At 61.7% G+C, this 26,573-nt stretch carries 25 protein-coding genes; 8 read left to right on the top strand and 17 right to left on the bottom strand.

The features are described 5' to 3' along the window. The first annotated feature begins 272 nt into the window (after window positions 1–272). Window positions 273–752, top strand: a complete 480-nt coding sequence (locus GGQ67_RS00825) for a class I SAM-dependent methyltransferase (protein WP_183898289.1) — start codon at window positions 273–275, stop codon at window positions 750–752. Here GGQ67_RS00825 and GGQ67_RS00820 read toward each other — a convergent pair whose 3' ends face one another. Continuing rightward, a complete protein-coding gene (locus GGQ67_RS00820; RefSeq protein WP_183898288.1) occupies window positions 753–1,631 on the bottom strand; it encodes an FkbM family methyltransferase in 879 nt (292 codons plus the stop codon). It abuts the gene before it with no gap. Further along, a complete protein-coding gene (locus tag GGQ67_RS00815) occupies window positions 1,631–3,352 on the bottom strand; it encodes an adenylate/guanylate cyclase domain-containing protein (protein WP_183898287.1) in 1,722 nt (573 codons plus the stop codon). Before GGQ67_RS00815 ends, GGQ67_RS00820 begins: the two co-directional genes overlap by 1 nt. 192 nt (window positions 3,353–3,544) lie before the next feature. Between GGQ67_RS00815 and GGQ67_RS00810 the strand changes: the two genes are divergently transcribed. Beyond that, a complete protein-coding gene (locus GGQ67_RS00810; RefSeq protein ID WP_183898286.1) occupies window positions 3,545–4,633 on the top strand; it encodes a glycosyltransferase family 4 protein in 1,089 nt (362 codons plus the stop codon). After that, the gene (locus tag GGQ67_RS00805; RefSeq protein WP_183898285.1) at window positions 4,630–5,382 is read left to right on the top strand and encodes a polysaccharide deacetylase family protein; all 753 of its coding nucleotides are present in this window, start codon (window positions 4,630–4,632) and stop codon (window positions 5,380–5,382) included. The genes GGQ67_RS00810 and GGQ67_RS00805 overlap by 4 nt, the downstream gene beginning before the upstream one ends. 5 nt (window positions 5,383–5,387) lie before the next feature. On the opposite strand, the gene GGQ67_RS00800 is transcribed toward GGQ67_RS00805, so the two are convergent. The 6 genes from GGQ67_RS00800 to GGQ67_RS00775 form a co-directional block, all read right to left on the bottom strand. Next, a complete protein-coding gene (locus GGQ67_RS00800) occupies window positions 5,388–6,218 on the bottom strand; it encodes an MBL fold metallo-hydrolase (RefSeq protein WP_183898284.1) in 831 nt (276 codons plus the stop codon). Window positions 6,219–6,673: 455 nt separating this feature from the next. After that, the gene (glgX, locus tag GGQ67_RS00795; protein WP_183898283.1) at window positions 6,674–8,764 is read right to left on the bottom strand and encodes a glycogen debranching protein GlgX; all 2,091 of its coding nucleotides are present in this window, start codon (window positions 8,762–8,764) and stop codon (window positions 6,674–6,676) included. Window positions 8,765–8,863: 99 nt separating this feature from the next. Next, window positions 8,864–9,658 (bottom strand): SDR family NAD(P)-dependent oxidoreductase, encoded by a 795-nt coding sequence (locus GGQ67_RS00790; RefSeq protein ID WP_183898282.1) that lies wholly within the window; start codon window positions 9,656–9,658, stop codon window positions 8,864–8,866. A gap of 76 nt (window positions 9,659–9,734) precedes the next feature. Continuing rightward, complete coding sequence (locus GGQ67_RS00785) at window positions 9,735–10,466, bottom strand: glutathione S-transferase (RefSeq protein ID WP_183898281.1); 732 nt, start codon at window positions 10,464–10,466, stop codon at window positions 9,735–9,737. A 91-nt stretch (window positions 10,467–10,557) separates the two neighbouring features. Further along, window positions 10,558–10,731, bottom strand: a complete 174-nt coding sequence (locus GGQ67_RS00780; RefSeq protein WP_183898280.1) for a hypothetical protein — start codon at window positions 10,729–10,731, stop codon at window positions 10,558–10,560. Window positions 10,732–11,027: 296 nt separating this feature from the next. Continuing rightward, window positions 11,028–11,288 (bottom strand): DUF2934 domain-containing protein, encoded by a 261-nt coding sequence (locus GGQ67_RS00775; protein ID WP_183898279.1) that lies wholly within the window; start codon window positions 11,286–11,288, stop codon window positions 11,028–11,030. 290 nt (window positions 11,289–11,578) lie between these two features. On the opposite strand from GGQ67_RS00775, the gene GGQ67_RS00770 reads away from it, so the two are divergent. From GGQ67_RS00770 to GGQ67_RS00760, 3 genes are all read left to right on the top strand, one after another. Beyond that, a complete protein-coding gene (locus GGQ67_RS00770; RefSeq protein WP_183898278.1) occupies window positions 11,579–13,042 on the top strand; it encodes a phospholipase D-like domain-containing protein in 1,464 nt (487 codons plus the stop codon). A gap of 93 nt (window positions 13,043–13,135) precedes the next feature. Continuing rightward, on the top strand, window positions 13,136–13,957 hold the full coding sequence (locus tag GGQ67_RS00765) for an endonuclease/exonuclease/phosphatase family protein (RefSeq protein ID WP_183898277.1): 822 nt from the start codon (window positions 13,136–13,138) through the stop codon (window positions 13,955–13,957). Between the two features lie 111 nt (window positions 13,958–14,068). Further along, entirely contained in the window at window positions 14,069–15,118 is a 1,050-nt protein-coding gene (locus GGQ67_RS00760) for an alpha/beta hydrolase (RefSeq protein WP_183898276.1), read from the top strand. 55 nt (window positions 15,119–15,173) lie between these two features. Here GGQ67_RS00760 and GGQ67_RS00755 read toward each other — a convergent pair whose 3' ends face one another. The 4 genes from GGQ67_RS00755 to GGQ67_RS00740 are packed head-to-tail and all read right to left on the bottom strand — an operon-like array spanning window position 15,174 to window position 18,977. Next, window positions 15,174–16,214 (bottom strand): sulfate/molybdate ABC transporter ATP-binding protein, encoded by a 1,041-nt coding sequence (locus GGQ67_RS00755; protein ID WP_183898275.1) that lies wholly within the window; start codon window positions 16,212–16,214, stop codon window positions 15,174–15,176. 9 nt (window positions 16,215–16,223) lie between these two features. Continuing rightward, on the bottom strand, window positions 16,224–17,096 hold the full coding sequence (gene cysW / locus GGQ67_RS00750) for a sulfate ABC transporter permease subunit CysW (RefSeq protein WP_183898274.1): 873 nt from the start codon (window positions 17,094–17,096) through the stop codon (window positions 16,224–16,226). Further along, window positions 17,086–17,943 (bottom strand): sulfate ABC transporter permease subunit CysT, encoded by an 858-nt coding sequence (gene cysT / locus GGQ67_RS00745; protein WP_183898273.1) that lies wholly within the window; start codon window positions 17,941–17,943, stop codon window positions 17,086–17,088. Before cysT ends, cysW begins: the two co-directional genes overlap by 11 nt. An 8-nt stretch (window positions 17,944–17,951) precedes the next feature. Continuing rightward, window positions 17,952–18,977, bottom strand: coding sequence for a sulfate ABC transporter substrate-binding protein (locus GGQ67_RS00740; RefSeq protein WP_183898272.1), 1,026 nt, complete (start codon window positions 18,975–18,977; stop codon window positions 17,952–17,954). A gap of 337 nt (window positions 18,978–19,314) precedes the next feature. Here GGQ67_RS00740 and GGQ67_RS00735 point away from each other — a divergent pair, with 337 nt between their 5' ends. Further along, a complete protein-coding gene (locus tag GGQ67_RS00735) occupies window positions 19,315–20,358 on the top strand; it encodes an NAD(P)-dependent alcohol dehydrogenase (RefSeq protein ID WP_183898271.1) in 1,044 nt (347 codons plus the stop codon). Window positions 20,359–20,361: 3 nt separating this feature from the next. Here GGQ67_RS00735 and GGQ67_RS00730 read toward each other — a convergent pair whose 3' ends face one another. The 4 genes from GGQ67_RS00730 to GGQ67_RS00715 all read right to left on the bottom strand — a co-directional run bounded on the left by GGQ67_RS00730 (window position 20,362) and on the right by GGQ67_RS00715 (window position 24,089). Continuing rightward, window positions 20,362–20,943 (bottom strand): VTT domain-containing protein, encoded by a 582-nt coding sequence (locus GGQ67_RS00730; protein ID WP_183898270.1) that lies wholly within the window; start codon window positions 20,941–20,943, stop codon window positions 20,362–20,364. A gap of 39 nt (window positions 20,944–20,982) precedes the next feature. Further along, window positions 20,983–22,350, bottom strand: a complete 1,368-nt coding sequence (locus GGQ67_RS00725; RefSeq protein WP_183898269.1) for an FAD-containing oxidoreductase — start codon at window positions 22,348–22,350, stop codon at window positions 20,983–20,985. Further along, the gene (locus GGQ67_RS00720; RefSeq protein WP_183898268.1) at window positions 22,350–22,808 is read right to left on the bottom strand and encodes a DUF4126 domain-containing protein; all 459 of its coding nucleotides are present in this window, start codon (window positions 22,806–22,808) and stop codon (window positions 22,350–22,352) included. Before GGQ67_RS00720 ends, GGQ67_RS00725 begins: the two co-directional genes overlap by 1 nt. A gap of 93 nt (window positions 22,809–22,901) precedes the next feature. After that, window positions 22,902–24,089, bottom strand: coding sequence for an acyl-CoA dehydrogenase (locus GGQ67_RS00715; protein WP_183898267.1), 1,188 nt, complete (start codon window positions 24,087–24,089; stop codon window positions 22,902–22,904). Between the two features lie 158 nt (window positions 24,090–24,247). Between GGQ67_RS00715 and mmsB the strand changes: the two genes are divergently transcribed. Continuing rightward, the gene (gene mmsB, locus GGQ67_RS00710) at window positions 24,248–25,123 is read left to right on the top strand and encodes a 3-hydroxyisobutyrate dehydrogenase (RefSeq protein WP_183898266.1); all 876 of its coding nucleotides are present in this window, start codon (window positions 24,248–24,250) and stop codon (window positions 25,121–25,123) included. Window positions 25,124–25,130: 7 nt separating this feature from the next. On the opposite strand, the gene guaD is transcribed toward mmsB, so the two are convergent. Then, the gene (gene guaD, locus GGQ67_RS00705; RefSeq protein WP_183898265.1) at window positions 25,131–26,498 is read right to left on the bottom strand and encodes a guanine deaminase; all 1,368 of its coding nucleotides are present in this window, start codon (window positions 26,496–26,498) and stop codon (window positions 25,131–25,133) included. Window positions 26,499–26,573: the final 75 nt, after the last annotated feature.

Raw genomic sequence — 26,573 nt, 5'->3', positions numbered from 1 at the left:
GAACTTAGAACAGACAGCCCGATCTGCGGCAATGCCATTTTCGGCTCGGGCCGATCTTGCCCGATTCCAATTCGACATGCGGCCGGCAAGACGATAACCTTCATGTGAGTTTGCCGCGTGCCGGCGCGTGCCTGCTTGCGCGCTTGAACCTTTGCCGCTAGCTCTGTCGCCAGCGCATATGCCTGCAACGCGGGCTTGCATCCATCCTTTCTTCCCACGAACGCGATGTCCCGACATCCGCTTTCAAGACTTACGAACGGACATAGTCGCAGATGAGCCGCCTCGACAGCTTCATTCGCCGTTTGACGGCCCAGCGTGATATTCTGAACTCCATCGTCGATATGGTTCAGCCAATCGAGGGCCCAGTGCTGGAATTCGGGCTTGGGAACGGCCGCACCTACGATCATCTGCGCGAGCATTTTCCCGATCGCCGCATCATCGCCTTCGACCGCGATGTGCGCTCCTATTCCTCCTCGACGCCGCCTGCCGAGAACATGGTGACAGGCGAGATCCGCGAATCTGGCCAGGCGTTCGTCGGTATCGGTGCTGCTCTCGCGCATGCCGATATCGGCACGGGGCACGACGAGATCGATGCGGTGACGCTGACGTGGCTGCCGCAACTGATGGTCGGCGTTCTGGCAACGGGCGGCATCGCTGTCAGTGGTCTGCCCATTGAACGGCCCGAGCTCGAGCCGCTGCCGCTTCCACCAGGCATCAAGGAAGGCCGCTACTACCTTTACCGTCGGCGCTGATCAGGGCAGGAACAGCACGTCGTATTGGTCGATGTCGCCGGGCAGCTCCTTCACGGCCATTTCCTTCTCTCCATCTTCGAAGAAGACAAGGCAGCGATCGTAGAAGCCGGCAAGCGTGGCGATGAACTCGTTTGTCCGCTCCGGGCCGTAGAAGCTTGGCGTGAACTCCATGTAGAGCGGCACACGGCGCGACAGGAGCGGAACCATGGACCGGCAGGCGACCGGCTCGTATCCTTCGATATCCATCCAGATCAGGCCGATCGCGGCGGGCTCGATCGAAAGGTCGGCCAATATCTCCGTCACTGGCCGAACCGGGACGCTGATTTTCGTGTCGCTCGGGCTCTGTCGGATCGCGCTGCTCTTGCCGTGATTATTGGCATTCATGAAGAAGTCGATCTCGCCCGACATGTCACCGGCGGCGCAATTCACAGCAGTCACTTTGTCGTCGAGCCGATTTTGCCGCAGGTTGAGCTGCAGCAGCGGAAAGTTGCGTGGGTCGGGTTCGATGGTGACGATGTGCCGATAGGCGCCGCTGAGCGCGAAATACACCGTCTGCGTGCCGATATTGCCGCCGATCTCGAGCAGATGTTTGTCGCCTCGCAACAGGCCGCGTTGGCGCAGGATCGTCAGCAACCGGTCGACGTGATCGCGCTCGAAATGACCTTTGCGAAACACCTTGCGGCCGATGTAGTCGGCGGGAGAAAAGGTCATCAGGTGATCGCCGGCATCGACCGTCATGGAGACGACACGCGGCCCGATGCTTTCGATCAAAATCCGGCGGCCGGTGCGCGTGTTAAGCAGCCTGCGCGCGATCGCGTTGCGCGCCTTGCGCCAGCGTTTTGTCCAGTATTTGGCGGTCAGCCGCGATTGGCCCGGCATCAGGTCTGTCCTTCGAGCAGTTCGATCGCCTTGTCTCGCGGAATGACATAGACTTTCAAGGGCAGCGCGCGGCCCCTGACGCTGATTTCACGACTTTCTATGCCGCGCATGTCGGCGCCGGCGAGCGCGGCCACCGGTTCGGAGACGACAAGCGCGACCTCGAATTCCTTCGCGGCCGCCTCCAGGCGACTGGCGACGTTCACCATGTCGCCGATCGCAGTCGTGCTGCGGGCGCGGCCAAAGCCGAGCGTTCCCACCACCGCCGGGCCTGTATGAATGCCGATGGCGATGCGCAGCGGCATCGACAGTTCGTCCGACAGTTCCTCGCTCAGCTTCTGGATGTCGCGTGCGATCGACGCCGCGGCCGTCAGGGCTTGCCGGCAGGCTTCCTCGGGCGAAGTGCCGATGCCGAAGAGCGCCATTGCGCCGTCGCCGATGAATTTGTCCACCCGGCCACCTGCCTTTTCGACAGCATTGCCGACCAGCGCGAAATAGCGGTTGAGCAGGAAGACGATATCGAAGGGCAGGCGGTCCTCGGTGAGGGCGGTGAAGTCGCGAATGTCGCAGAAGAGGACGGCGATCTCGCGTTCTCGACCGGGCGCCGTTTCCTGCGTGTTGATGGGGAGGGCCGCTTCGGCCGCGCGAAGAAGCAGCGGCACCACCGTCACGTCGTGGGTTGGGCGCAACTGGCAGGCAAGCCGGACGTCGGGCGCGGCATTGATCCGCTTCAGCGTCGATTGCTCCATCCGGTCGGGCGCGGGGAGGGCGTCGAGATTGCTCAGCACTTGCACCCGACAGGTGGAACACTGACCCTTGCCACCGCAGACGGAATAGTGCGGGATACCCCCAAGCCGGCTCGCTTCGAGAACCGTGGAGCCGCGCGGAACACGCACCAGTTCCCCGCCTTGATAATGCACGGTGATCTGGTCGGCGCGCTCCTTCCAGCGGCGATGCGTCCTTGCCGCGAAGACGAGAAACAGAGCGCCCGCGAACGACCCGTAAAGGCCGGTGCGGATCATCGTGACCTGCGCGACCGCCTGCGGATCCTTCATGTAGCGCGAATTGAGATTCGCCTCGTATCTGCCGACATTGGCAATTCCCTCATAGGCTGGCTCGGCAATGGTGCGGCCCATTTCGATAAAGCCGAGGATGGCCAGCACAGGCAAGAGGATGGCCACGACCAGCAGAGACGCCTGTATATTGCTGTACCAGGTGCGATAACGTAGCCAGTAATGCAGGCCGATGCAGGCGTGGAACCACACCACAACGAGTGCTACGACCTGGCGCAACCCGTTGCCGGGCGCGGTAATCCACAGCGTGCGCACGACCGTTTCGTAATTGTCGCGGTATCCGTAAAGCGCGCTGACGACACGCGTGCCGACGACATGGTCGATCAACAAAATGGGAATTGCCAGGCCAAGAACGATCTGCGCAAGCTCGCCCTTCGGCATGACAAGGCTGCGCCGGACGTAGATCGATCGCATGACGAGTGCGATATGGGTCAAAATCGCGCCGTACAGGAGCAAGGTGCCGACCGGATTTCGCCACAGTGCGGTGAAAAGCCGCCTGCCTTCTTCCGCCGCGGTAACGGAAATGAGGCCGAGCGCATGATTGGAGAAATGCAGGAGCACAAAGGCGAACATGACAAGGCCGGAGCCCAGCCGCGCGCGCCTGATCGAGCGTTCCGAAAAAATGCTGCTGCCTGCCGCGACGCTCGCCATTCAATCCCGTTCTTGAAACCCAAATCACATTTGCACTAGTGATAGGGCAATTGAGGTTTTAGTGCCGCCTTTCGACCGTCCGTGCACGTCACATGTTCGTCAGCAAGCCGTAAGGATGAAGACCATAGCAAACTTTCGCCCGGCGGGCACAGGGGCCGGTTTTGAACACTGCGTCTCAATATGGATGACCTCATGCGCATAGCATTCTACGCGCCGCTGAAGTCGCCCAACCATCCGGTGCCATCGGGGGATCGGCTGATGGCGCGGCTGCTGATCCGCGCCCTGCAGATGGGTGGGCACACGGTGGAAATCGCGTCCGAATTCCGCAGTTTTGCGTCGACACCGGAAGCGGCGGTCGGCCTCGAAGGCGAGATGGCCTGCGAGCTGCAGCGACTGCGGGCCAAGTGGTCGAGCGCGGGCAAGGCTGATTTATGGTTCTGTTATCACCCCTATTACAAATCGGTGGACCCTTTCGGGCCGGCGCTATCAGCGGAATTCGGCTTTCCCCTCGTTACCGCGGAAGCTTCCTACTCTCCCAAGCGCGATCAGACCGACTGGGCGCCGCACCAGGCGCGGATCGGCGCGATGGTCAGGGATGCCGCGATCAATATCGCCTTCACGCGGCGCGATCGATTGGGCCTGGAGCAGGCGATCCCTGAAGCGCGCATCGCGGCACTTGCCCCCTTCATCGACACCACGGCATTTGAAGAGCTGCAGCCAGTACCGGAGCCGACGCGGCTGATCACCGTTGCGATGATGCGCGCCGGCGACAAGATGCAAAGCTACACGATGCTTGCCGAAGCGCTTGCCGCGATCAGGCACAAGCAGTGGACGCTCGCCGTCGTGGGGGATGGTCCGATGCGCGGTGAGGTTGAGCGTCTCTTTTCGGCATTCGAGCCGGGAAGGATCGATTGGCTTGGAGAGCGTGGCGCGGATGGTATCGCTCAAGAGCTCGGCAAAGCGGGCGTCTACGTATGGCCGGGCTGCGGCGAGGCTTATGGGCTTGCCTATCTCGAGGCACAAGCCGCGGGCCTGCCGGTCGTCGCGCAGAATACGGCCGGGGTTCCCGAAGTCGTCCAGGCTGGCTTGACCGGATTGCTGACAGCGGAAGGGGATGTTGCCGCCTACGCTTCGGCGATCGACGCATTGCTCGACGATCCCTCCAGACGCACGGCGATGGCGCGCGCCGCGCGCCGCTTTGTCTTGAGCGAAAGATCGCTTGATATCGCGGCAAAGGTGCTCGACGACATTTTATGCAGATACACAGGAAAACAACGATGACGGCTCATGACATCTGGACGCCATTGCTGACCGAGCTTGACCGGTGGCAGGCCGCTGGCAAGGTCGCCCGTTTCTGGCTTCGCGACGACGACGCGATCGAGCCGACGCCGGCGCTGGAGAAGCTGTTGGAGCTAACCGCCGATGCCGGCCTGCCCTTGACGCTCGCCGTCATTCCGGCGTCCACGGGCGAGGCGCTGGCAACGCGGCTGGCTGACGAGCGGCATGCGCTGGTGGCCCTGCATGGATGGTCGCATACCAACCACGCGGGACCTGACCAGAAGAAGCAGGAACTTGGCGCGCATCGCGCGCCTGATGTCGTGCTTGGTGAACTGCGCGACGGTTTTGCCATTCTGCAGCGGTTGTTCGGGCGGCGGTTCATGCCGATGCTGGTGCCGCCCTGGAACCGGATCAGCGGCGCGCTGATCGCGGAATTGCCGACGCTCGATCTTAAGGTACTGTCCGTCTATGGGGCTGCCAAGGCGGATAGCCCGATCAAGCTGCTCAACACGCATGTCGATATCATGAACTGGCACGGCATCCGTGGCGGCAGGCCACATGCCGAGCTGGTTGCCGATGTGGTAGCGGAACTGCGCACTCGCTTCGATGATGACGCGGAGCCGATCGGCATTCTCACGCATCATCTGGTGCATGACGAGACCGCCTGGGCGTTTCTCTCCAACCTTCTGACCGAGACGAGCGCCCATCCGGCGGTCAGATGGGCATCGGCAACGTCACTGGTCGAGAGCTAGCTGGTCTAGAGTTCGAGAACCTGGTTGTCGCGGGCGGCGAACGAGGCCGGGAAGGCGGCCTGGGCCTGCTTTTCCATGGCTTCCAGCTGCGCGTCGGTGCGCGAGGGCGCGTGGTGGAAGAGCGCGAATTGCTTGGTGCCCGCCATCTTCGCCAGTTCGATGCCATGCTCCCACGTCGAGTGGCCAAAGCCCTTGAAGCGCTGCATTTCGTCTTCGTTGTAGGTGCAATCGTAGACGGCGAGATCGACGTCCCTCATCATTTCCAGCGCGACCGGATCATGGTGACCGGGCGTATGTTCTATGTCGTAGATCAGCGCGATGGAGCGGCCCTGATACTCGATTCGATAACCGATCGCCCCACCGGGGTGATTGAGCATGAAAGTCTTGATCCTGACGCCCGGATGAGGCTCCAGGACCTGTCCGGCGTGAAAGTCGCGAAAGCTCATCGTCGCCTGACAGATGTCGGTCTTCACCGGGAACCATGGGGGGCTGATGAATTGCTCGATCATCTCGCGCGTCGTCATCTTGCCGTCGAGATGACCGGACCAGATGCGCAGATCGATCGCCGGATAATAGATGGCCTTGAAGAACGGCAGACCGATGATGTGGTCATAGTGACAGTGGGTGAAGAACAGATCGACGTCGCGGACCTGATCGTTGAGCATGCAAAGCCCAGCCTCGCGGGCGCCAGAGCCCGCGTCGAAGATCATGCGGTGTTCGCCACAGCGAATCTCGATGCAAGAGGTGTTGCCACCATAACGATCGAACTCAGGTCCGGAGACCGGGATACTGCCGCGAACGCCCCAGAACTTTACTTGAAAGAGATCTTTACTCATCGCTTTTTCAAAATGGTCCGACCCCACCGCGCTAACGTGATCCTCATTGGAACCTGATGCCAAGCGTGGCATTCCTCAAGCCGTCTTGTCTTACGTACCGCATCCACACTATCAACCAAACCGGTGGAAATTCTTAAGCAACCGGGTTTTGTCGCAGAAAGCAACAGCTTATGGTTCGATTTCGGTAAATTACGGTGCGCGATCTGCCAGCTCACGGTGCCGAATCCTGATTTTCCTGAAAAATATATGGGAATTCGAATACGGGAATTCAAATGGCGCACGGCCCGACTTAAGTCGAAGGATTCGGCTGACAACGCGCGCGCAGAAATCAGGCCAAGGCCTCCCAGCCTTGCCTGATTTCATCTGCCGCTGCTTTCGCTTTCGCAGGCTTCGCCAGGAAAAAACGCTGGCTAAGTCATGATCAAATGGTTTTGCGACCTGCGCGCGGGGAGCGCTTAGGCTCCGTTCGGCACAAAGACAGCCACACTTTCGCGGTCGACTGCTAGCGGTTCCCGGACATCCAGTTCAGCGAACGGTTCATCCGCGCCAGTCGCAAGCACACGGCTCCACCCAGTGATCCCGTTCACCTCAGGCAAACGGATATCGCAGTCGCCGCCAGCGTTGAACACCAGGAACAGACCGGCCGCCTTTTCGACGTCGGGCGTGCTGGCGCTATAGGACATGTAGACACTGAGCAGGCGAAGTTCCGGATCGCTCCAATCCTCTTCCCCCATCTGCTCGCCATCGGGCCGATACCAGGCGATTTCGGTTCGCTCATCCTCGCCGATGGCGCCGGTCAGAAAGCGCTCCTGGCGAAGTTCGGGATGATCCTTTCGCAGCGCGATTATCTTCTGGCAGAAGCTGAGGAAGGGGTCGTCCAGGCCGGACCAGTCGACCCAGCCGATCTCGTTGTCCTGGCAATAGGCGTTGTTGTTGCCGCCCTGGCTGTTGCCGACTTCATCGCCGGCGACGATCATCGGCACGCCCTGGCTGAGAAGCAGCGTCGCCATCATGTTGCGTCGGCGCCGCGAGCGCGCATCGCGGATGCCAGCGTCGTCGGTTGCGCCCTCGGCTCCCATATTGTCCGAGTGATTGTCCGAATGGCCGTCGCGATTGTCTTCGCCGTTCGCCTCGTTGTGCTTGTCGTTGAATGAGACCGTGTCCATCAGCGTGAAGCCGTCGTGGGCGGACAGGAGATTGACCGATGACGTCGCCGCGCGGTCAGAGTGGTTGAACTGCAGCTGCGAGCCGGTGAGGCGCGAGGCGATATCCGGCGCCATGCCGCCATCGCCCTTCCAGAAGCGCCTGACGTCGTCGCGGAACTTGTCGTTCCACTCCCGGAATGGATGCGGAAAGCCGCCGACCTGGTAACCGCCTTCGCCGACATCCCAAGGCTCGGCGATCAGCTTCACGCCTGACAGGATGGGGTCCTGGCGGATCGCGCCGAAGAAGATGCCCTGGCGGTCGAAGTCGAGATCCTGGCGCCCAAGCGTGCTGGCGAGGTCGAAGCGGAAGCCATCGACGTGCATCACGCCGACCCAGTAGCGCAGGCTGTCGAGCACCATGCGCATGACCATGGGGTGCGCGACGTTCAGCGTATTGCCGGTGCCCGTTGTGTCATAGGTGTGGCGCGGATCGTCGGGCGAGAGGATATAGTAGCTGGCATTGTCGAGGCCGCGGAAGGAGAGTGTCGGCCCGCGCTCGCTGCCCTCGGCGGTGTGGTTATAGACCACGTCCATGATGACCTCGATACCGGCGGCGTGGAACGCCTTCACCATGGTCTTGAACTCGGTGATCTTGCTTCCGGACAGATATCGTGGCTGCGGCGCGAAGAAGCCCAGTGTCTGGTAGCCCCAGTAATTGGTGAGGCCCTTCTCGAGAAGATAGCGGTCGTTGGGAAAATGCTGGATCGGCAGCAGCTCGACCGCTGAAATGCCAAGCTTCGTCAGGTGATCGATGATCGGCTCGCTGCACATGCCGAGAAACGTGCCGCGCAGTTCATCCGGTACGTCGGGATGCGTCATCGTCATCCCGCGCACATGCGCCTCGTAGATGATCGTGTCCGTCCAGGTCCGGCGGATTGCCTGATCGCCGTCCCAGTCGAAATCCGGGTCCTGCACGATCCCCTTGACCATGTAAGGGGCGCTGTCGCGGTTGTCGAAGGAGAGATCGTCATCCTTCGCGCCGATCGTGTATCCGTAAAGCGCGTCGTCCCACTCAAGCTCGCCAAGTACCTGCTTGGCATAGGGGTCGAGCAGCAGCTTGTTCGGGTTGAACCGATGACCAGCCTTGGGGTCGTAAGGGCCGTGGGCGCGGTAGCCGTAGACGGTCCCCGGGCCGACGCCGGCGATATAACCCGACCAGATGTCGCCCTCGCGCTTGGGCAGCGCCATGCGCGCAACCTCCTCCTTGCCGTCGGGCGAGAAGAGGCAGAGCTCCATCTGTTCGGCATGGGCGGAAAATACCGCGAAATGCGTTCCCTGGCCGGTATACTCGGCACCGAGTTCGGGCTTGAGAAAGTCGAGTTCTGAAAACGAAAAGCTCATGGAACGCCCCGGGCTTGGTTGTTGGCCTGCAGGGAACGTTGTTGCGCTGCAAAGGTTCCTTGGATCAAGGCGAGGGCGTATCGATTTGCGCCACCGCAATCACGGCATCAGCTGTCCGCCGTTGACCTCGATGATCTGGCCGGTGATGTAGCCCGATAATGTCGGCGATGCGAGAAACAGGTAGGCGCCGACGCAATCCTCCGATGTGCCGACGAAACCCATCGGGATCGATTTGCGCTGCATCTCCATCTGCTCGTCATTGGTGTAGCGTTCATGAAACGGCGTGGCGATCACGCCCGGAGCGACCGCGTTGACGCGAATGCGGTCGGGAACGAATTCCTTCGCCTGGCCACGGGTGATGGTCGATACGAACCCCTTGGCGGCGGCGTAGAGAATGGCGCCGCCACCGCCACCGTTGCGGGCCGCGATCGATGTGGTGTTGACGATGAAGCCGCCCTGCTTCTTGAGCCACGGGTGCGCCGCGCGGGTCGCGGCGAGCACCGAGCGGGCGTTCAGGTCCATCACCTTCTGGTAATGCTCGTCGGTGTATTCCGAGGTCGGCTTGCGGCCGAGCATTCCGCCGGCATTGTTGATCAAGCCATCGAGATGGCCGAACGTCTTGGCGGTCTCTTCGACCACACGCTCGGTTTCTCCCTCTTTCGACACGTCGCCATGCACGAGATGGACGTGGCCGCCTGTTTCCTTGATCTCGTCGGCCAGCGCTTCCGCCTGTTCGCGGCTGGAATTGTAGTGAATGCCGACCTTCATTTCCTGGGCAGCAAGCGCCCTGGCGAGCGCCGCGCCGATTCCTGTCGAGGCGCCGGTGATGAGAACGGCCTTGCCGGCCAGGTCGGGAATTTTGATTGCCGCAAGCGACTGCGCAAGATGTGCCATGAAAACGATCTCCCAGTTCTGTGGAAAGGCCGGCGTTCGTCCGGCCAAGATGTGCCCCGCCGGATTAGATTGGAGATCAGCTGGCCGCGTCAAGCTCCGGATAGTGACGGAAAATGCCGTCTTCATTGAAGGCAAGGCGGCGAGGGGAGGCGAGATAGGCGGCGATCCGGGGCCGCTCGCGCACCGCCGCATGCAAGTCGGCCAGGGCATGGTAGCGGTGCTGATATCCCTTCATCGCATTGGGAAATGCATAGCAAAGCCCCTCGATCACCTGGAACAGCGACAGATCGACATAGGAAAGTTCCGAGCCAACGATATGCTTCGCGCCGCTCGGGTTCTGCTTCAGCATGCGCTCGAAATAGCCGAGATATTTCGGGATACGGTCATCGATGAACGCCGTGGAGCGCGCCTTCGCTTCGGCCTTCTGATCTTCGTAGTAAAGTCCCGTCGATATCGGATGGTGGGTGTCGTGAACCTCGCAGACGAAATCGGTAATCGTCAGCTGAAGCCCGTTCGCGACGTGGCGCGGGCCTTCATCGGAAGGAGCGAGGCCGAGCTTCGGGCCGAGGTAGAAGAGAATGTTGGCGACGTGCGAGACCATGAGGTCGCCGTCTTGCAGAAACGGCGGGGCAAATGGGATGGTCGAATTCAGCCCTTTATCCAGGATTTCCAGCATGGCATCGGTTCCCAGCCCGGGCTGGTCGTGTCGCGTGACATCGACATAGTCGGCGCCTGCCTCCTCGAGTGCGAGACGCACGAACTCGCCCCGTCCCTGAATGCCGTTCCAGTAGTAGAGTTGATACGCCATCGGCGCCTCCGTGAAAGGCGCCTGGTCGTTCTATCGTCGTTCAGGCGCCGCCTGTTGAAATATATCGGCGATTGGCATCGCCGCGAGCTTTCTACTTGCGGCCATATCGGCGTGAAACAGCCACGATACGTTCAAGCGCCGACCGACGCACCGAAATTGCAGCGGATTTTTCTCGGAAGAAGAAGGCCACGAGATTGTCGACGACGACGACAAGCAACATGGCGAGCGCCAGATAAGCCGTTGCAGCTAGGACCAGGGTCGGCATTGTCTCTCACACGGGAGCGATGAACATGTAGCAACCTGCTACGATGAGGGAAACGAGAATTGCGTCGAAGTAGCTGCGGTTCATGACCATTCTCCCAGTTTTGCAGGACAACCGTCAAACGTCACTTTTGTTCCATCCGGAACAGTCACCGCCACACTTTTAAGCAAAACTGAAATTGCGCTGCGACTGAAGACTTTCCGGCATTCATTCAATACGACTGAATTAATGCAGAGATATGACTGAAATGAAAACAGGGCGCCTTGGGAGCGCCCTTTTAAATCAATAATTTGCGGAGATCATGCCGACTTTCGAGCCGACGATTTCCTAGGCGCGGCCTTCGTCGCCTTCGCCGCGCCGCTCACCTTGATCTCGGGAGCCGCGCGCTTCGTCCTCGTCTTCACTTCCTTGCCGTCGGAAGACGCAGCCGATCCCTCGAGCGCGGCGCGCTCTTTCATCGCCTGTTCCCAATGAGCATGATCACGCCCGGTGGGGCGACCTTCCTCTTCCCAGAGCGCATACGCGCGCTTCTGAACCCACTCTCTTTGAGTTTCCGTCATCGCCGATCTCCACTGCAGGGATGCCATCGTTCAAACGCGATACTGATTGAAGAGTTCCAGACGAATCGCATTGTTTCAAGTCATTTCTGACACACTGCAAAAATATATGCGGCGTTGCAGCACGATGATTAAGCTGACATGCCGTTCGTGCTCCAAATATGGACATATCGAGCTTCAGATAGCGCCATCATACTATCTTCGGATCATGGACGCTATCCGCCGAACGGGGCCGGACGTTGCTGCCGAAGGCGTGATTGAACAGTGCCGAATTGCGACTATATCTTGCCTGCATGTTTTATCTCATATCGACCTATTGGCCGCATATCCTGTTCGTAATTTCGTTGCTCATGGGCGCCGCCGCGGCGATCCATGCGACCATGACGAAGGTGGAGGTGCGCGCCGCGATCGGCTGGGTCGGCGTGATCGTCTTGTCCCCCATCATTGGCGCGGTGCTTTACGCGATCGCCGGCATCAACCGCATCAGGCGTGCCTCCTTGAGCATGCGCCGCGACGCGCTGATGCCGCAGGCCGATCTCGATGAGTTGGAAACGTTCGACGCGGAAGCCGAGATTGTCATCAGCGGTTTCGGGCGACGTTTCGCAGCCCTGCAGACGCTCGGCGATCGCGTCGCCCGTAGTCCGATTTCGACCGGCAACACGATCGACATACTCGACACCGGCGATGAGTGCTACGCCGCGATGAAGGCATCGATCGACAGTGCCGAGCGAAGCGTTCTTCTCGAAACCTACATCTTTGATCGTGATCCGATCGGCCTCAGGATCGCCGATGCATTGATCGCGGCGACAAAGCGTGGCGTGCTGGTCCGCGTGCTGATCGACGCCGTCGGCGCCCGCTACTCGGTGCCGAGTATTCTGGGTTATCTGGAGGAGGGCGGCGTTTCCGTTTCCGTGTTCAACGGCAACGTCATCATGGGGTTGCGCCTGCCTTACGCCAATCTTCGTACCCACAGAAAGATCGTGATCGTCGATGGCCGGGTGGCGCTGACGGGCGGCATGAATATCCGGGCGGGCTTCACACGCGAGATCGCCGGCGAAGACTTCGCGCGAGACACCCATTTCATGGTCACCGGGCCAATCGTGGCCGATCTGTTCGACATCGCCGCGGAAGACTGGCGGTTCACGACGGGCGAGGCGCTTATAGAAGACGAGTGGCGCATCGCCGCGCCGGAGCGGGAGCCGGGCGATCCGGTTTTCATGCGCGTGGTCGCTTCCGGTCCCGACAGGCGGGTGGAGACAAACCACAGGATGCTGATGGGTGCGTTTTCGGTTGCCCGTAAATCGATCAAGATCATGTCGCCCTACTTCCTGCCCGATCGGGAACTGATCAGCGCGCTGGCGACCGCCGCACGCCGGGGTGTGGAGGTCGATATCGTGGTGCCGGCCGCCAACAATCTCGTTCTTGTCGATCGGGCGATGACCGCGCAATTCGACCAGATCGTCAGCAACTATTGTCGTATCTGGCGCGCCAGCGGCTCCTTCAGCCATTCGAAACTGCTGTCGATCGATGGCGTCTGGTCCTATGTCGGGTCGTCCAATCTCGATCCGCGCTCGCTGCGGCTGAACTTCGAGATCGATCTCGAAGTGTTGAACGAGGGGTTCGCCAACGAAATCGAGGAGCATATCGACGAGGCCATCCGCTCGGCGTCGCCGGTCACGCTGGAGGGGTTGCGGTCCGAGCCTTTCGCGGTGCGTCTGCTGAACAAGGTTCTCTGGCTTGGCTCGCCCTATCTGTGACCGTTTTTCGCGCTTCAACATGGCAACTTCGGACAGAGCGCCTATACTGAAACCAACGGAACCATTCGCTTCACGGAGAACCGGAAAACAACGATGCATGCCAGGAACAACAATCTGCCAGCAAGCATTCTTGCTTCCATAAGAAACCACAGGAAGCGCATCGAACTGGCTCCTGACAGCCCGATGTCACGGCCCGAGGGCACGCTGATTGCATCCTACAACGTCCATAAATGCGTTGGCAACGACATGCGGTTCGACCCCGATCGGACCAGCCGCGTCATCCATGAAATCGGTGCCGACGTCATCGCCCTTCAGGAGGCCGATACGCGTTTCGGCGAGCGGACGGGCATTCTCGATCTGCCTCGGCTCGAACGGGAGAGCGGGCTGCTGCCCGTCCCCATCAGCGGCGTCAACAAGGCGCATGGCTGGCACGGCAACGTGGTGCTGTTCAAGAAAGGGCTTGTCAGAGACGTCCACCAGATCAAGCTTCCCGGGCTGGAGCCGCGGGGCGCGCTTGTCGCCGAACTCGATCTTGAGCGGGGTGGGGCGCTGCGCATCATCGCCGCGCATTTCGGCCTACTCAGACATTCCAGGGCGCAGCAGGCGAAAGTGCTGCTCGAATTGATGACGGACAAATCCGACGTTCCGACCATCCTGCTCGGCGACCTGAATGAATGGCGGCTGGGCGATCGCTCATCGCTCCACTCGTTTCAGTCGGTCTTCGGTCCGCAGCCGCTGGCCGTGCCGACCTTTCCAGCGCGTTTGCCGGTACTTGCGCTCGATCGCATCATGGCCAATCGCAAGGGCGTGCTGACCACGGTCGAGGCTCACGATACGCCACTGTCGCGCGTTGCGTCCGATCATCTGCCCATCAAGGCTTTCGTCAATCTGCGGCGAGCGGCCGAGCCCGCCTGATAAGAAACTAGCCGCCCGGTTTACCATAGGCGTCTCGCGCATCTTGACAGCGTTTGCAGGCGTGAGAGGGTCGCGCGGACCGGCATGGGGGCCGGCGCGGAGAGTCCAGCTATGCGAAGCGCACACCATTCTGGAGATGCGGTCGGCCGGTCGATAGTGGCCGCGTTGCGTGCGGCCGTATCAGTCGCCTTGCTCTCGCTCTGTCTCGCGGCTCCCTCGCTTGCCGCGGAAGAGCCCGTCCAGACGGAGGCCTCGAAGGCACAGGTCGCGAAGCTTCTGGACAAGATGGGCGAGTATTATTCCAAGGCCGGTACCCTTGCCGAGCGCCGCGCCGCTTTCGAACAGTTGATGCAGCAGACGCCGGGCCCGTCGAAAGTGCAGATCAGGCAGGTCGATGCCGGCGGCGTGGCCGCTGAATTGATATGGCCGGCGCGGGTTCACTACGCGCTCGGCAAAAGGGCCATCCTCTATGTCCATGGCGGCGGTTTCTACAGCGGCTCCCTGGATACGCATCGCGCGTCGGCGGCTTCGTTCGCGAAGGCGGCATCGGCGGATGTGCTTCTGATCGACTACCGGCTGGCGCCTGAATATCCCTATCCCTCCCAGATCGACGATACGTTGACCGCCTATCTGTGGCTCCTCGATTCCGGATACGAGAGCGGCAACATCGTGGTGCTCGGCGATGCCGCCGGTGGGAACCTCGCGATCCAGGCGGTGCTCCGGCAGATCAAGTTGCGCGGGCCGCCGCCGGCGGCCGTCATCGCCATCAGCGCGGTTACGGATCTTGCGGCGACCGGCGCGTCGATCACGACCAACGCCGCCAATGATCCGTTCGGGAATGCGTTCCAGATCGAGGCGGCGCGAAAAGCCTATCTTGGAGACCGTTCGCCGACGGATCCGCGCGTGTCGCCGCTTTATGCCGACATGAAGGGGTTTCCGCCGCTCCTGATGCAGGTCGGCTCGAGGGAGATCTCGCTCGACGACACCTTGCGTCTCGCCGATAGGGCCAGGCAAGCCGGTGTCGATGTGACGACCGAGGTACTGCCGGGAATGGTGCACCAATGGCATTTGTTCCCGTTCTGGCTCGATGACGCCCGCAAGTCCAACCAGCGCGCCGCTGAATTCGCGCTCCAGCATTTCGCAGACAAGCCGCGACCGTAGAAACGACAATTGGAACTCACCCGGCCGCCAAGCGGCACCGTGGCTGGGTCGATCCTCAGGCCGACCGGAACAGTTTCCAGCGGGTCGGACGAAATGCGATGCCGCCGTGCTCGAGGCCGCCTGCGGCTGCCGGCGGCAGCTCAAGCTCGATCAGCGGATGGCCGTGTCCGATGTCGATCTCGACATGGCGCGTTCCGGCAACGCGGCGGCTGCTGGTCACGACACCCGCGATGCCCTCGGTGCCATCGCGAACTTCGATGTCGTGCGGACGGAAATAGAGGCTCGCTTCGCCATCGGCCTCGCCCTCGGCGCGGATGCCGAGCGAGCGCCCGTCGAACCAGATGTCGCCGTTCGAAATCTTGACCTTCAGACAGTTCGATTGGCCGACGAAGCCGAAGACGAATGGCGAATTCGGGTGATCGTAGACATCATCCGGCGTGCCGACCTGCTCGATCGCGCCCTGGCTCATCACCACGACCCGGTCGGCAAGCTCCATCGCTTCGTCCTGGTCGTGGGTAACAAAGACGGTCGTGTGCCCGGTCCTGTCGTGAATCTCGCGGAGCCACTTGCGCAGATCCTTGCGGACCTGCGCGTCGAGCGCGCCGAACGGTTCGTCGAGCAGCAGTACATTCGGTTCCACCGCCATGGCGCGCGCCAGCGCCACGCGCTGCCGCTGGCCGCCGGAGAGCTGCGCGGGATAGCGCTTTTCAAGGCCGGGAAGCTGCACGAGATCGAGCAATTCCAGCGCCCTTCGCCGTATCTCGTCCCTCGGGGGACGGCGCGAGGAATGGCGGACCTTGAGGCCGAAGGCGACATTGTCGAGCACCGTCATGTGGCGGAACAATGCATAGTGCTGGAACACGAAGCCGATATTCCGCTCCTGAACGCTCTTGCGCGATGCATCCTCGTCACCGAAGTAGATCAGCCCCTCGGTGGGGCTCTCCAACCCGGCGATCAGGCGCAGGAGGGTCGTCTTGCCGGAGCCGGACGGACCAAGCAGCGCGATCAGTTCGCCGGAACGGATATCGAGCGACACGTCATGCAGAGCCGGAAACCGATCGAATTCCTTGCGTAGGTTTTGAACACGAACTTCCATTCTAATTCCTCAGTGCCGCCGGCTCGCGGCGATTTCATCGCTGTATCGCATTTCCAGCAAGGTCTTCAAAACAAGGGTGACGAGCGCGAGCAGCGCAAGCAGGGTGGCAACGGCGAAAGCACCGGTGAAATTATACTCGTTGTAGAGGATTTCCACCTGCAGCGGCATGGTGTTGGTCTGGCCGCGAATGCGGCCGGAAACGACCGAGACGGCACCGAACTCGCCCATTGCGCGAGCGTTGCACAGCAGTACGCCGTATAGCAGTCCCCACTTGATGTTCGGCAACGTCACGTACCAGAAGGTCTGCCAGCCGCTGGCGCCAAGCGAGATCGCCGCCTCCTCGTCGCCGGTTCCCTGTTCCTGCATGAGCGGGATGAGCTCGCGCGCGACGAAGGGAAAGGTGACGAACATGGTTGCCAGGATCAGTCCTGGAACCGCGAAGAGGATCTTGATGCTGTTGGCGCTCAGCCATTGCCCGAGGTAGGTGTTGGCGCCGAGCAGCAGCACGAAGACAAGACCTGATATGACCGGCGAGACCGAGAAGGGCAAGTCGATCAACGTTGTCAGGAAGGCCTTGCCCTTGAACTCGAACTTGGCGATCGCCCAGGCGGCCGCCACGCCGAAGACGATGTTCAGCGGCACGCTGATGCCCGCGACGATCAGCGTCAGCCAGATCGCCGAAAAGGTTTCCGCGTCCTGCAAGGCCGTGAAGAATGCCGCCGGCCCCTTTCGCAACGCCTCGACGAACACGGCCGCCAGCGGCAGGATCAGGATGAGCGTCAGGAACACCAGCGAAATGGCGATGAGCGTCCACCGCGCCCACCGATGCTCGGTGATCACGGATCGGACTTTAGCCGTGGGGGCGTTGGTCTCAAGCGCCATTGCCGTACCTCCGTCTGCTCCAGCTCTGGATGAGGTTGATCACGAGAAGCATGGCGAAGGACAAAACCAGCATGACGGCGGCGATGCCGGTGGCGGCCGCGTAATTATACTCTTCCAGCTTGATGACGATCAGCAGCGGGGCGATCTCCGATTTGAACGGCAGGTTGCCGGCGATGAAGATGACCGATCCGTACTCGCCGACGCCTCTGGCGAAGGCCAGGGCGAAGCCCGTCAAGACAGCCGGCGCCAGGCCGGGCAGCAGCACGCGTGTGATCGTCTGCAGGCGGTTCGCGCCAAGCGTGGCCGCCGCCTCCTCGACCTCCTTGTCGATCTCCTCCATGACCGGTTGCACCGTGCGTACCACAAAGGGCAGGCCGACGAAGACCAGAGCGACGACGATGCCGACGGGTGTGAAGGCGATCTTGATGCCGAGCGGCGTCAGGAACTGCCCGAGCCAGCCATTGGGGGCGTAGAGCGTCGCAAGCGCGATGCCGGCGACCGCGGTTGGCAGAGCGAAGGGCAGGTCGACCATGGCGTCGATGATGCGCTTGCCGGGAAAGCGGTAACGCACGAGAACCCAAGCAAGCACGATGCCGAAGAGGACGTTGACGCACGCGGCTGCGAATGCGGTGCCGAAGCTGATCCGCAGGGCGTTCACCGTGCGGGGGTCAATGGCGATCGACCAGAATTTCTCCCAGCCGAGTTCGCTCGAACGCCATGCGAGGCCCGAAAGGGGTATCAGGATCAGAAGGGTGAGCCAGATCAAGGTAAAGCCGAGTGCCATTCCAAATCCTGGAATGACACTCGGCCGCCTGAACCGCCACCGCGTGGGGCTATGTGCTCTCATGCGATGTATTATTGTGCCGGCTTGTAGATTTGGTCAAACACGCCGCCATCGCCGAAGAATTTCGGCTGCGCTTCTTTCCAGCCACCGAAGTCGTCGATCGTTGCGAGCGTCAGCTTCGGGAAGCGGGCGATATCGGCAGGATCGGCGGCTTCGGGCTTGATCGGGCGGTAATAGTGCTTGGCCGCGATCTTCTGGCCCTCGTTGGAATAGAGGTAGTTCAGATAGGCCTCGGCGACCTTGCGCGTGCCCTTCTTGTCGACATTACCGTCAACCACCGCGACCGGCGGGTCGGCACGGATCGAGAAGCTCGGGGTGACGATCTCGAACTGGTCCGGGCCGAGTTCCTCGAGCGAGAGGTAGGCTTCGTTTTCCCACGCAAGAAGCACGTCACCCAGTCCGCGCTGGACGAAGGTGGTGGTCGCGCCGCGTGCGCCAGTGTCGAGGACGGGAACGTGCTGAAGCAGGCTCGTCACATAGGCCTGCGCCTTCGCGTCATCGCCACCGTTGGCCTGCTTGGCCCATGCCCAGGCGGCCAGGAAGTTCCAGCGCGCGCCGCCCGATGTCTTCGGATTCGGCGTGATCACCTGCACGTCGTCCTTGACGAGGTCGGCCCAGTCCTTGATGCCCTTCGGATTGCCCTTGCGCACCAGGAACACGATGGTCGAGGTGTAGGGCGTCGAGTTGTTGGGGAGCTTGCTCTTCCAGTCGGCGGGGATCTTGCCTGTCTTTGCGGCGATCGCGTCGATGTCGCCTTCAAGAGCAAGTGTCACGACATCGGCATCCAGACCGTCGATGACCGACCGCGCTTGTGCGCCGGAGCCACCATGCGAAGCCTGGATTGCCACCGTCTCGCCGGTGTCCTTCTGCCACTTCTGTGCGAAGGCGGCGTTGAAATCCTTATAGAGTTCCCGGGTCGGATCGTAGGACACATTGAGAAGCGTCTGGTCGGCAAAAGCTGGTGCGACAGCGCCGATGGCGAAGCTGCCTGTCAGAACCGCGGCCGCGAGAAGCCGGGCAATCCGTTGTGCGTGCATGGGAACCTCCTTCGTTGTGATCAAACTCTACCAACTTGGTCGTATAATGAAACGAAGATTGTTTCTGTTCCATACGGCGGTTTCGGAATGACGTGCCATTTCGTCCGCCGATTTGAAATGAATGTGCTGTGACGCGGGGCCGCCGGCGTCCAACAGTTTGACTCGTGCGGCGCCAGAATGCGGGAATTTTACGCGTGCCTTGCGCGGATGCCTGAGCATTTCATCGCGGCGGGAGCGAAAGCCTCTCGGACGGAATTGAAATCCGCCTTGTTCGGCGATTATAGTCCGCCGACGCCGCGCTCGACTCGCGCGGGGAGGCAAGGGAAGGAACGCTTAGATGACCAAAGTCCGCGCACTGGTGCTGGAGCGCCAGCATGAGCTCGCTATCCGCGAAATCGATCTGCCGATGGAAATCGGGCCGGGCGAGGTCAAGATCAAGATTCACACGGTCGGCGTCTGCGGCTCCGACGTGCATTATTACACGCACGGCAAGATCGGACCTTTCGTCGTCAACGAGCCGATGGTTCTGGGGCACGAGGCGGCGGGCACCGTGGTCGAGGTCGGCGCCGGGGTCTCGCATCTGAAAGTGGGCGACCGCGTCTGCATGGAACCGGGCATCCCCGATCCGAATTCGAAAGCAAGCCGGCTCGGCATGTACAACGTCGATCCCGCCGTCAGCTTCTGGGCCACACCGCCCGTTCACGGCGTGCTAACGCCCGAGGTCGTGCATCCCGCCAACTATACGTTCAGGCTGCCCGACAATGTGAGCTTCGCCGAGGGCGCCATGGTCGAGCCTTTCGCCGTCGGCATGCAGGCCGCCACCAAGGCGAAGATCGCGCCCGGCGATACCGCCGTCGTGCTCGGCGCCGGTCCGATCGGCACGATGGTCGCCATCGCCGCACTCGCCGGTGGCTGCGCGCGCGCGATTGTTGCCGACCTTGCCCAGCCGAAGCTCGATATCGCCGCCCAGTATCAGGGCGTGATTCCGGTCAATATCCGCGAAACGAACCTCGTCGAAGAGATCTCGCGGCTGACGGACGGGTGGGGCGCTGATGTGATCTTTGAATGCTCCGGTTCGCCGAAGGCCTGGGAAACGATCATGGATCTGGCACGCCCCGGCGGCGTCATTGTTGCGGTTGGTCTGCCGGTCAACCCTGTTGGCTTCGATGTATCGACCGCGTCGACGAAGGAAATCCGCATCGAAACGGTGTTCCGCTACGCGCATCAGTACGAGCGGTCGATCGCGCTGCTCGGGTCCGGTCGCGTCGATCTGAAGCCTCTGATCTCCGAGACCTTCGGCTTCGAGGACTCGATCAAGGCTTTCGACCGCGCGGTCGAAGCACGGCCGAGCGACGTGAAGCTACAGATCGTGATGGAATAGGCTCTAGGATCGGCCGGCGCTGAGCGTTGCCTTTCTGAAGATCCTTCTGAAGACGAGGGCCGCGCCAGCCACGATGGCCGCGGCCCCGATCGCCATGACAAGATGATGTTGCAGCGGCAGACGGCCGAGTATCCGTTCGATACCTTGCCCGAAGAGATAGCCGAGCGCCGTGAACAGCTGTCCCCAGATGAGAGCCGCGACCGCGTTCAGCACCACGAACTTTCCGGTCGAAATGCGCGTCGTGCCGATCACGATGGGGCTGATCGTCCTCAGCCCGACGAGAAAGCGGAAAGCCAGGATGAAACCTGTCGGGTAGCGCTCGAGAAGGGACGTGACCTGCGTCAGCGTCGGCGTCGCGGTCAACTTGCGGACGACGCGCCAGCGCGCCGCATAGCGGCCGGCGAAGAACCAGATCTGGTCGCCGGCGAATGAACCGGCCGAGGCCATCAGCGAGGCCGACCAGTAAGAGATCAGCCCGCGATGGGAGATGATGCCGCCGAGAAAGGCCGCGGTTTCTCCCTCGATTGCCGTGCCGAGGAAGATCGCGACGATCCCATAGTGTTCGATCAGCTGCTCTATGGACACGATTGACACCTCGGCGTTTTCGGCCCGTCGCCGCGAAGGCTACACGCTCTTAAGGTCGCCGAGCAATGTCGGGATCAATTCGGAGACCGTCGGGTGGATCGGCACGGCCCATTTGAGTTCGGGATAGGTCGTCTTCGCATTCATGGCGTCGATGAAGCCATGGATCGCCTCGTCGCCCTCTATGCCGAGGATCGCCGCGCCGAGAATCTGCTTGCTTTGCGCATCGGCGATCACCTTCATGAAGCCCTTTGTCTCGCCCCGCTCCTTGGCGCGGCCGACCCTGGTCATCGGCCGGGTCGAGATCATGATCTCGCGTCCGGATGCGCGGGCCTGCCTTTCCGACATGCCAACGCGGCCGAGCGGCGGATCGATGTAGAGCGCATAGGCAAGGATACGGTCGCTGAGCTTGCGATCCTCGCCATCGAGCAGGTTCGCGGCCGCGATCTCGAAGTCGTTGTAGGACGTATGCGTGAAGGCGCCGTGGCCATTGCAGTCCCCGAGCGCCCAGATGCCATCGACATTGGTCGCCAGCTTGTCGTCAACCGTGATGTAGCCTCGCTTGTCGGTGGCGATCTTGGCCCGTTCAAGGCCGAGATCATCGGTGTTCGGCACGCGGCCGGTTGCGATCAGGACGTGGCTCGCGGTGATGTCGGCGATACCATCGCCGACCGCGACCACGATCCCATCGGAACCGTTTTTGAAGGCGATGCGGTCGGCGCTGGTGTGCACCGCAATTCCTTCCGCGCGCAGAATGTCGGCGATCGCGTCCGAGATATCGTCATCCTCGCGCGAGGCGAGCTTGGGGCCGCGCTCGATGACCGTTACCTCCGCGCCGAAGCGGCGATACATCTGGGCGAACTCAAGGCCGATATAGCTTCCGCCGATGATCACCAGATGCCGGGGCAGCGTGTCCATCGCAATGATCGATGTGCTGGTCAGGTAATCGATGTCGCCGATACCGGGCATATCCGGAATGGCCGGTCGTGCGCCGACGTTGAGATAGATGCGCGGCGCGGTCAGCAATTCGCCGTTAACGGTGATCGTCCGCTCGTTTTCGAAGCGGGCATGACCGTAGATCACGGTGATGCCGTCCATGTTGGCAAACCACGAGATCAGACCATTGCGGGCCTCCATGATAACTGTCTCGGCTCGTTTGCGGACGACTTCCATGTCGACGCCGATCTCGCCAGGGATGGTCACCCCGTAGCCGCCGGCATTGCGCGCGACATGGGCGGCGCGGGCGCTGGCGACGAGCGTTTTCGTCGGCATGCAGCCCGCGTTGACGCATGTTCCGCCGAGAAACTTGCGTTCGATGAGCGCGACCTTCATGCCCTTCTCCTCCATCCGGGCGGCGAGAAAGGGGCCGGATTGGCCGGCGCCGATAACGATTGCGTCGAAGCTACGCATCAGACCGAAGCCACGATCAGGACCGCGCCGACAATGGCAACCGCATCCTCGAGGATGGCGGCCGGCGGATCTCTCTGAAAGGCGCCTGCCAGCCTGGCGCGCGCCGCGGCGCCACCAAGGGTGCCCGCAACCGCGCCGAGAATGCCGGCGGCGAGCGCCGCGATCAGCGAGCCTCCTGCGGCGCCGATCGTGGCGCCTGATAGCGCGCCCATGATCAACCGCGCGCCGAATTGCATCGGCACCTTTCGGGAAGGGGTGGATGGCAACTGATCGGTCACCAGTTCGACCAGCGCCAGCAGCGTGAATATCCACGGGGTCCAGCGGTACCCCATGAAGGCCAGCGGTGTCTGGGACACATCGAACCAGCCGAGCGCCGCGCCCCATGCGACGGCCGCGGGCGCTGTCAGCGCGCGCAGCCCGGCGATGATGCCGATCAGAAATGCGAGAAACAGAAGCATGCGCAATCCCCCATCGCAGCGCAGGCTATCCCGCGGTGAAGTAAGGCTTGCACATTGTCGGTTCGGTTGCAATTTGACGGCGACGGATTTCTCTCAGTTCGAGAACGCCGCTATCCCCGTTATGGCGCGACCGAGGATCAAGGCGTGAATGTCGTGCGTGCCTTCATAGGTGTTGACCACCTCGAGATTAACGAGATGCCGCGCGACGCCGAACTCATCGGATATGCCGTTGCCGCCAAGCATGTCGCGGGCCATTCGGGCGATATCGAGTGCCTTGCCGCAGGAGTTGCGTTTCAAAATCGAGGTAAGCTCGACCGGCGGGTGGCCGTCCTCCTTCATGCGGCCGAGACGCAGGCAGCCCTGCAGGCCAAGGGTGATCTCGGTCGCCATGTCGGCGAGCTTCTTCTGGATCAACTGATTGGCGGCGAGCGGCCGATCGAACTGTTTCCGGTCGAGGGTGTATTGCCGCGCCTTCGCGTAGCAATCCTCGGCGGCGCCGAGCGCACCCCATGCGATGCCAAACCGGGCCGAGTTGAGGCAGGTGAACGGACCCTTCAGGCCGGAGACATCGGGCAACAGGTTCTCTTCCGGCACGAAGACGCCGTCCATGACCACTTCGCCGGTGATCGAGGCGCGCAGACCGACTTTGCCGTGAATGGCGGGCGCCGTCAGGCCCTTCCAGCCCTTTTCGAGGATGAAGCCGCGGATGACGCCATCCTCGGTCTTTGCCCAGACCACGAAGACATCGGCGATCGGCGCGTTCGATATCCACGTCTTGGCGCCGGAAAGGCTATAGCCGCCGTCGACCTTCCTTGCGCGTGTCGCCATCGATCCCGGATCTGAGCCGTGGTTCGGCTCGGTGAGGCCGAAACAGCCGATCCATTCACCGGTGGCGAGTCTCGGCAGATACTTCTGCTTCTGCGCTTCCGATCCGAATGCATCGATCGGCACCATTACCAGCGATGACTGTACGCTCATCATCGATCGGTAGCCGCTGTCGACGCGTTCGACCTCGCGGGCAATCAACCCGTAGGCAACGTATCCGAGGCCCGCGCCGCCGTATTCGGGTGATATCGTCGGGCCGAGGAGGCCGAGTTCGCCCATTTCGCGAAAGATATGCGGATCGGTCTTCTCATGGCGAAAGGCTTCGAGCACACGCGGTGCGAGCCTGCCTTGCGCATAGGAATGCGCGGTGTCGAGCACCATGCGCTCTTCGTCCGTCAGTTGCTCGACGAGCCGGAACGGATCGGACCAGTCGAAACTCTCGCGGGTGTGCTGCATGGTTCATCCTCCTCGATCCATCGGCATTCAGCGGACCCTATTGGGATACCGCCGGGGCGAGGGAGCGTCAACACGCGCCGCCGTCTCCGTTGCTCTCGACTGTGCGCGTTCATGACATAGCTATTCTAGAGGGATCGTCTCGACGATGGGAGCAGGACATGACAAGGATCGCGTTTATCGGCCTCGGCAACATGGGTGGGCCGATGGCGGCAAATCTGGTCAAGGCGGGCCATGCGGTCGCTGGCTTTGACCTGGTGCCGGCATTGCTTGAGGCGGCCGAAGCGACGGGCGTGAAGCCGGCAAGCGACATCTCCCAGGCCGTGAGCGGCGCCGAGGTTGTCGTGACCATGCTTCCGCAGGGCAGGCACGTGCTGGCGGCGTGGACGGATATTCTCGGCGCTATTCCCTCGGGGACGCTTGTCATCGACTGCTCGACGATCGACGTCGCCAGCGCGCGCGAGGCGCATGATATGGCAAGGACGGCCGGTTGCCCGTCACTCGATGCACCCGTCTCGGGCGGAACCAGCGGGGCGGCGGCCGGAACACTGACCTTCATGGCGGGAGGAACGCCGGAGAGTTTCGCCAGGGCGAAGCCTGTTCTTGAAGCGATGGGCCGGAAGATCGTTCATTGCGGCGAGGCCGGCGCGGGGCAGGCGGCGAAGATCTGCAACAACATGATCCTCGGCATATCGATGATCGGCGTCTGCGAGGCTTTCGCGCTGGGCGAAAAGCTCGGCCTCTCGCACCAGGCGCTGTTCGATGTCGCCTCGACATCGTCGGGCCAATGCTGGTCGATCAACACATACTGCCCGGTTCCCGGTCCGGTGCCGGCATCGCCCGCCAACAATGATTATAAACCCGGCTTCGCGGCCGCCTTGATGCTCAAGGATCTGCGTCTGTCGCAGGAGGCAGCCCTCGCAACCGGCGCTTCGACGCCGCTCGGCGCCGAAGCGGCGCAACTGTTCACGCTCTTCGAAAAGCAGGGCAATGGCGGCCGTGATTTCTCGGCGATCATCGAGATGCTGCGCGGCTGAAGTCCGCTTACGGCAGGCGCAGGTTCGTGCCGCCGACCCAGGCGGTCGCGATGTTGGGTTTCGAGGCGGTGTTGATGATCTTCTGCAGGATTTGTTCGCCGCTATCGAATTCGTCGAACAAGCGCACCGATCCCTTCGGCGCCTTGGTGTCTATAACGATCGCATCGAAGAGATAGCCGGGCGTGAACTGGCCGATCGGCAGATCGAGCGCCACGCCGCCGCCTGCTGTCGCGATATAGAAGGCATCGCGAAAATCGATCTGCGCCGGCCCGTAGCTGGCGCGCGCGTCAGCGTCGCGATTGGGATCGACACCGCTTTCCAGCGCCCGCGACATAAGGATCGCGCCGCGGCAGTTTTCCAGCATCGAGGCGCTCGGTCCGCCGGAGATATCCGTGCCGAGGCCAACGTGGACGCCTTTGTCGAGGGCGGCCTTGAGCGGGAAGACGGCATTGGCGAAATAGACGTTGGAGAGCGGGCAGTGGGCGACCGCCGCTTCACGCTCCCGCACCTTGTCCATGTCGTGATCCGTCAGGAAGTTGGCGTGCGCGAGAACCGTCCGGCGACCGAGCAAGCCGAAGCGGTCGAGCGCCTCGGTATCAGTCACGCCATAACGCGATAGCACGTAACCATGCGCCCAATCGCTCTCCGAACAGTGGGTCTGCACGTGGCAGCCGCACTCCCTGGCCAGAGCACCGAGCCCCTCGAGTGTTGCGTCGGTGCAGGATGGAACGAAGCGAGGCGTGATGACGGGAAGCACCCGCTTCTCGCCATTTTCGGGGTGGGTATTGATGTAGTCGATCAGCGCCCGCGTGCCTTCAATGGCGTCATCCGGCGTTGCGTCACGGTAATAATCCGGGCACTCGTCGGCATTGTCCATCGCCACCTTGCCGATCAGCGCCCGCTGGCCCTTCTCCAGGCAAATGTCCGCGAGCGATCGCGTCGCATCCTGGTGCACGGTGGCGAAATAGAGCGCCGTGGTCGTGCCATTGGCGAGCATATCGTCGACAAGCAGGCCATAGCTGCGCTTGGCGAAGGCGAGATCTCGGTAGCGGGCTTCCAGCGGGAAGGTATATTTCTGCAGCCATACTTCGAGCGGCACATCGAGCGCACTACCAAGCTGGGGATACTGCGGGGCATGGACGTGAAGATCGACGAAGCCAGGAAGAAGATAGGAACCAACGGGCAGCGTGACCAGTTCGCCGCTTTCCTCACGCGCCTCACGAATGGTCCGGTAGTTCGGATCGCTCGGACGATGCATGGCGGCGATCGTGCCGTCCGCGCCGATATCGATCAGCACCTCGTCCAATATTTCGATCTTTCCGCGCTCCGGTGCGTGAAATCCGGAGGCGCAGAGCGTTTTATTCCGCAGGTCCAATGCTGTATTCCCAATTCAAGCGATGCGTCGGTATTCGCGCACGTATACGCGAATTCAAATCTATAGCGAATAACC

Origin of the sequence: Rhizobium metallidurans, assembly GCF_014196505.1 — a bacterium.
GTDB lineage: Bacteria > Pseudomonadota > Alphaproteobacteria > Rhizobiales > Rhizobiaceae > Rhizobium > Rhizobium metallidurans.
Note: the sequence above shows the minus strand (reverse complement) of the source record. Positions and strands in the feature narration are given on the sequence as shown.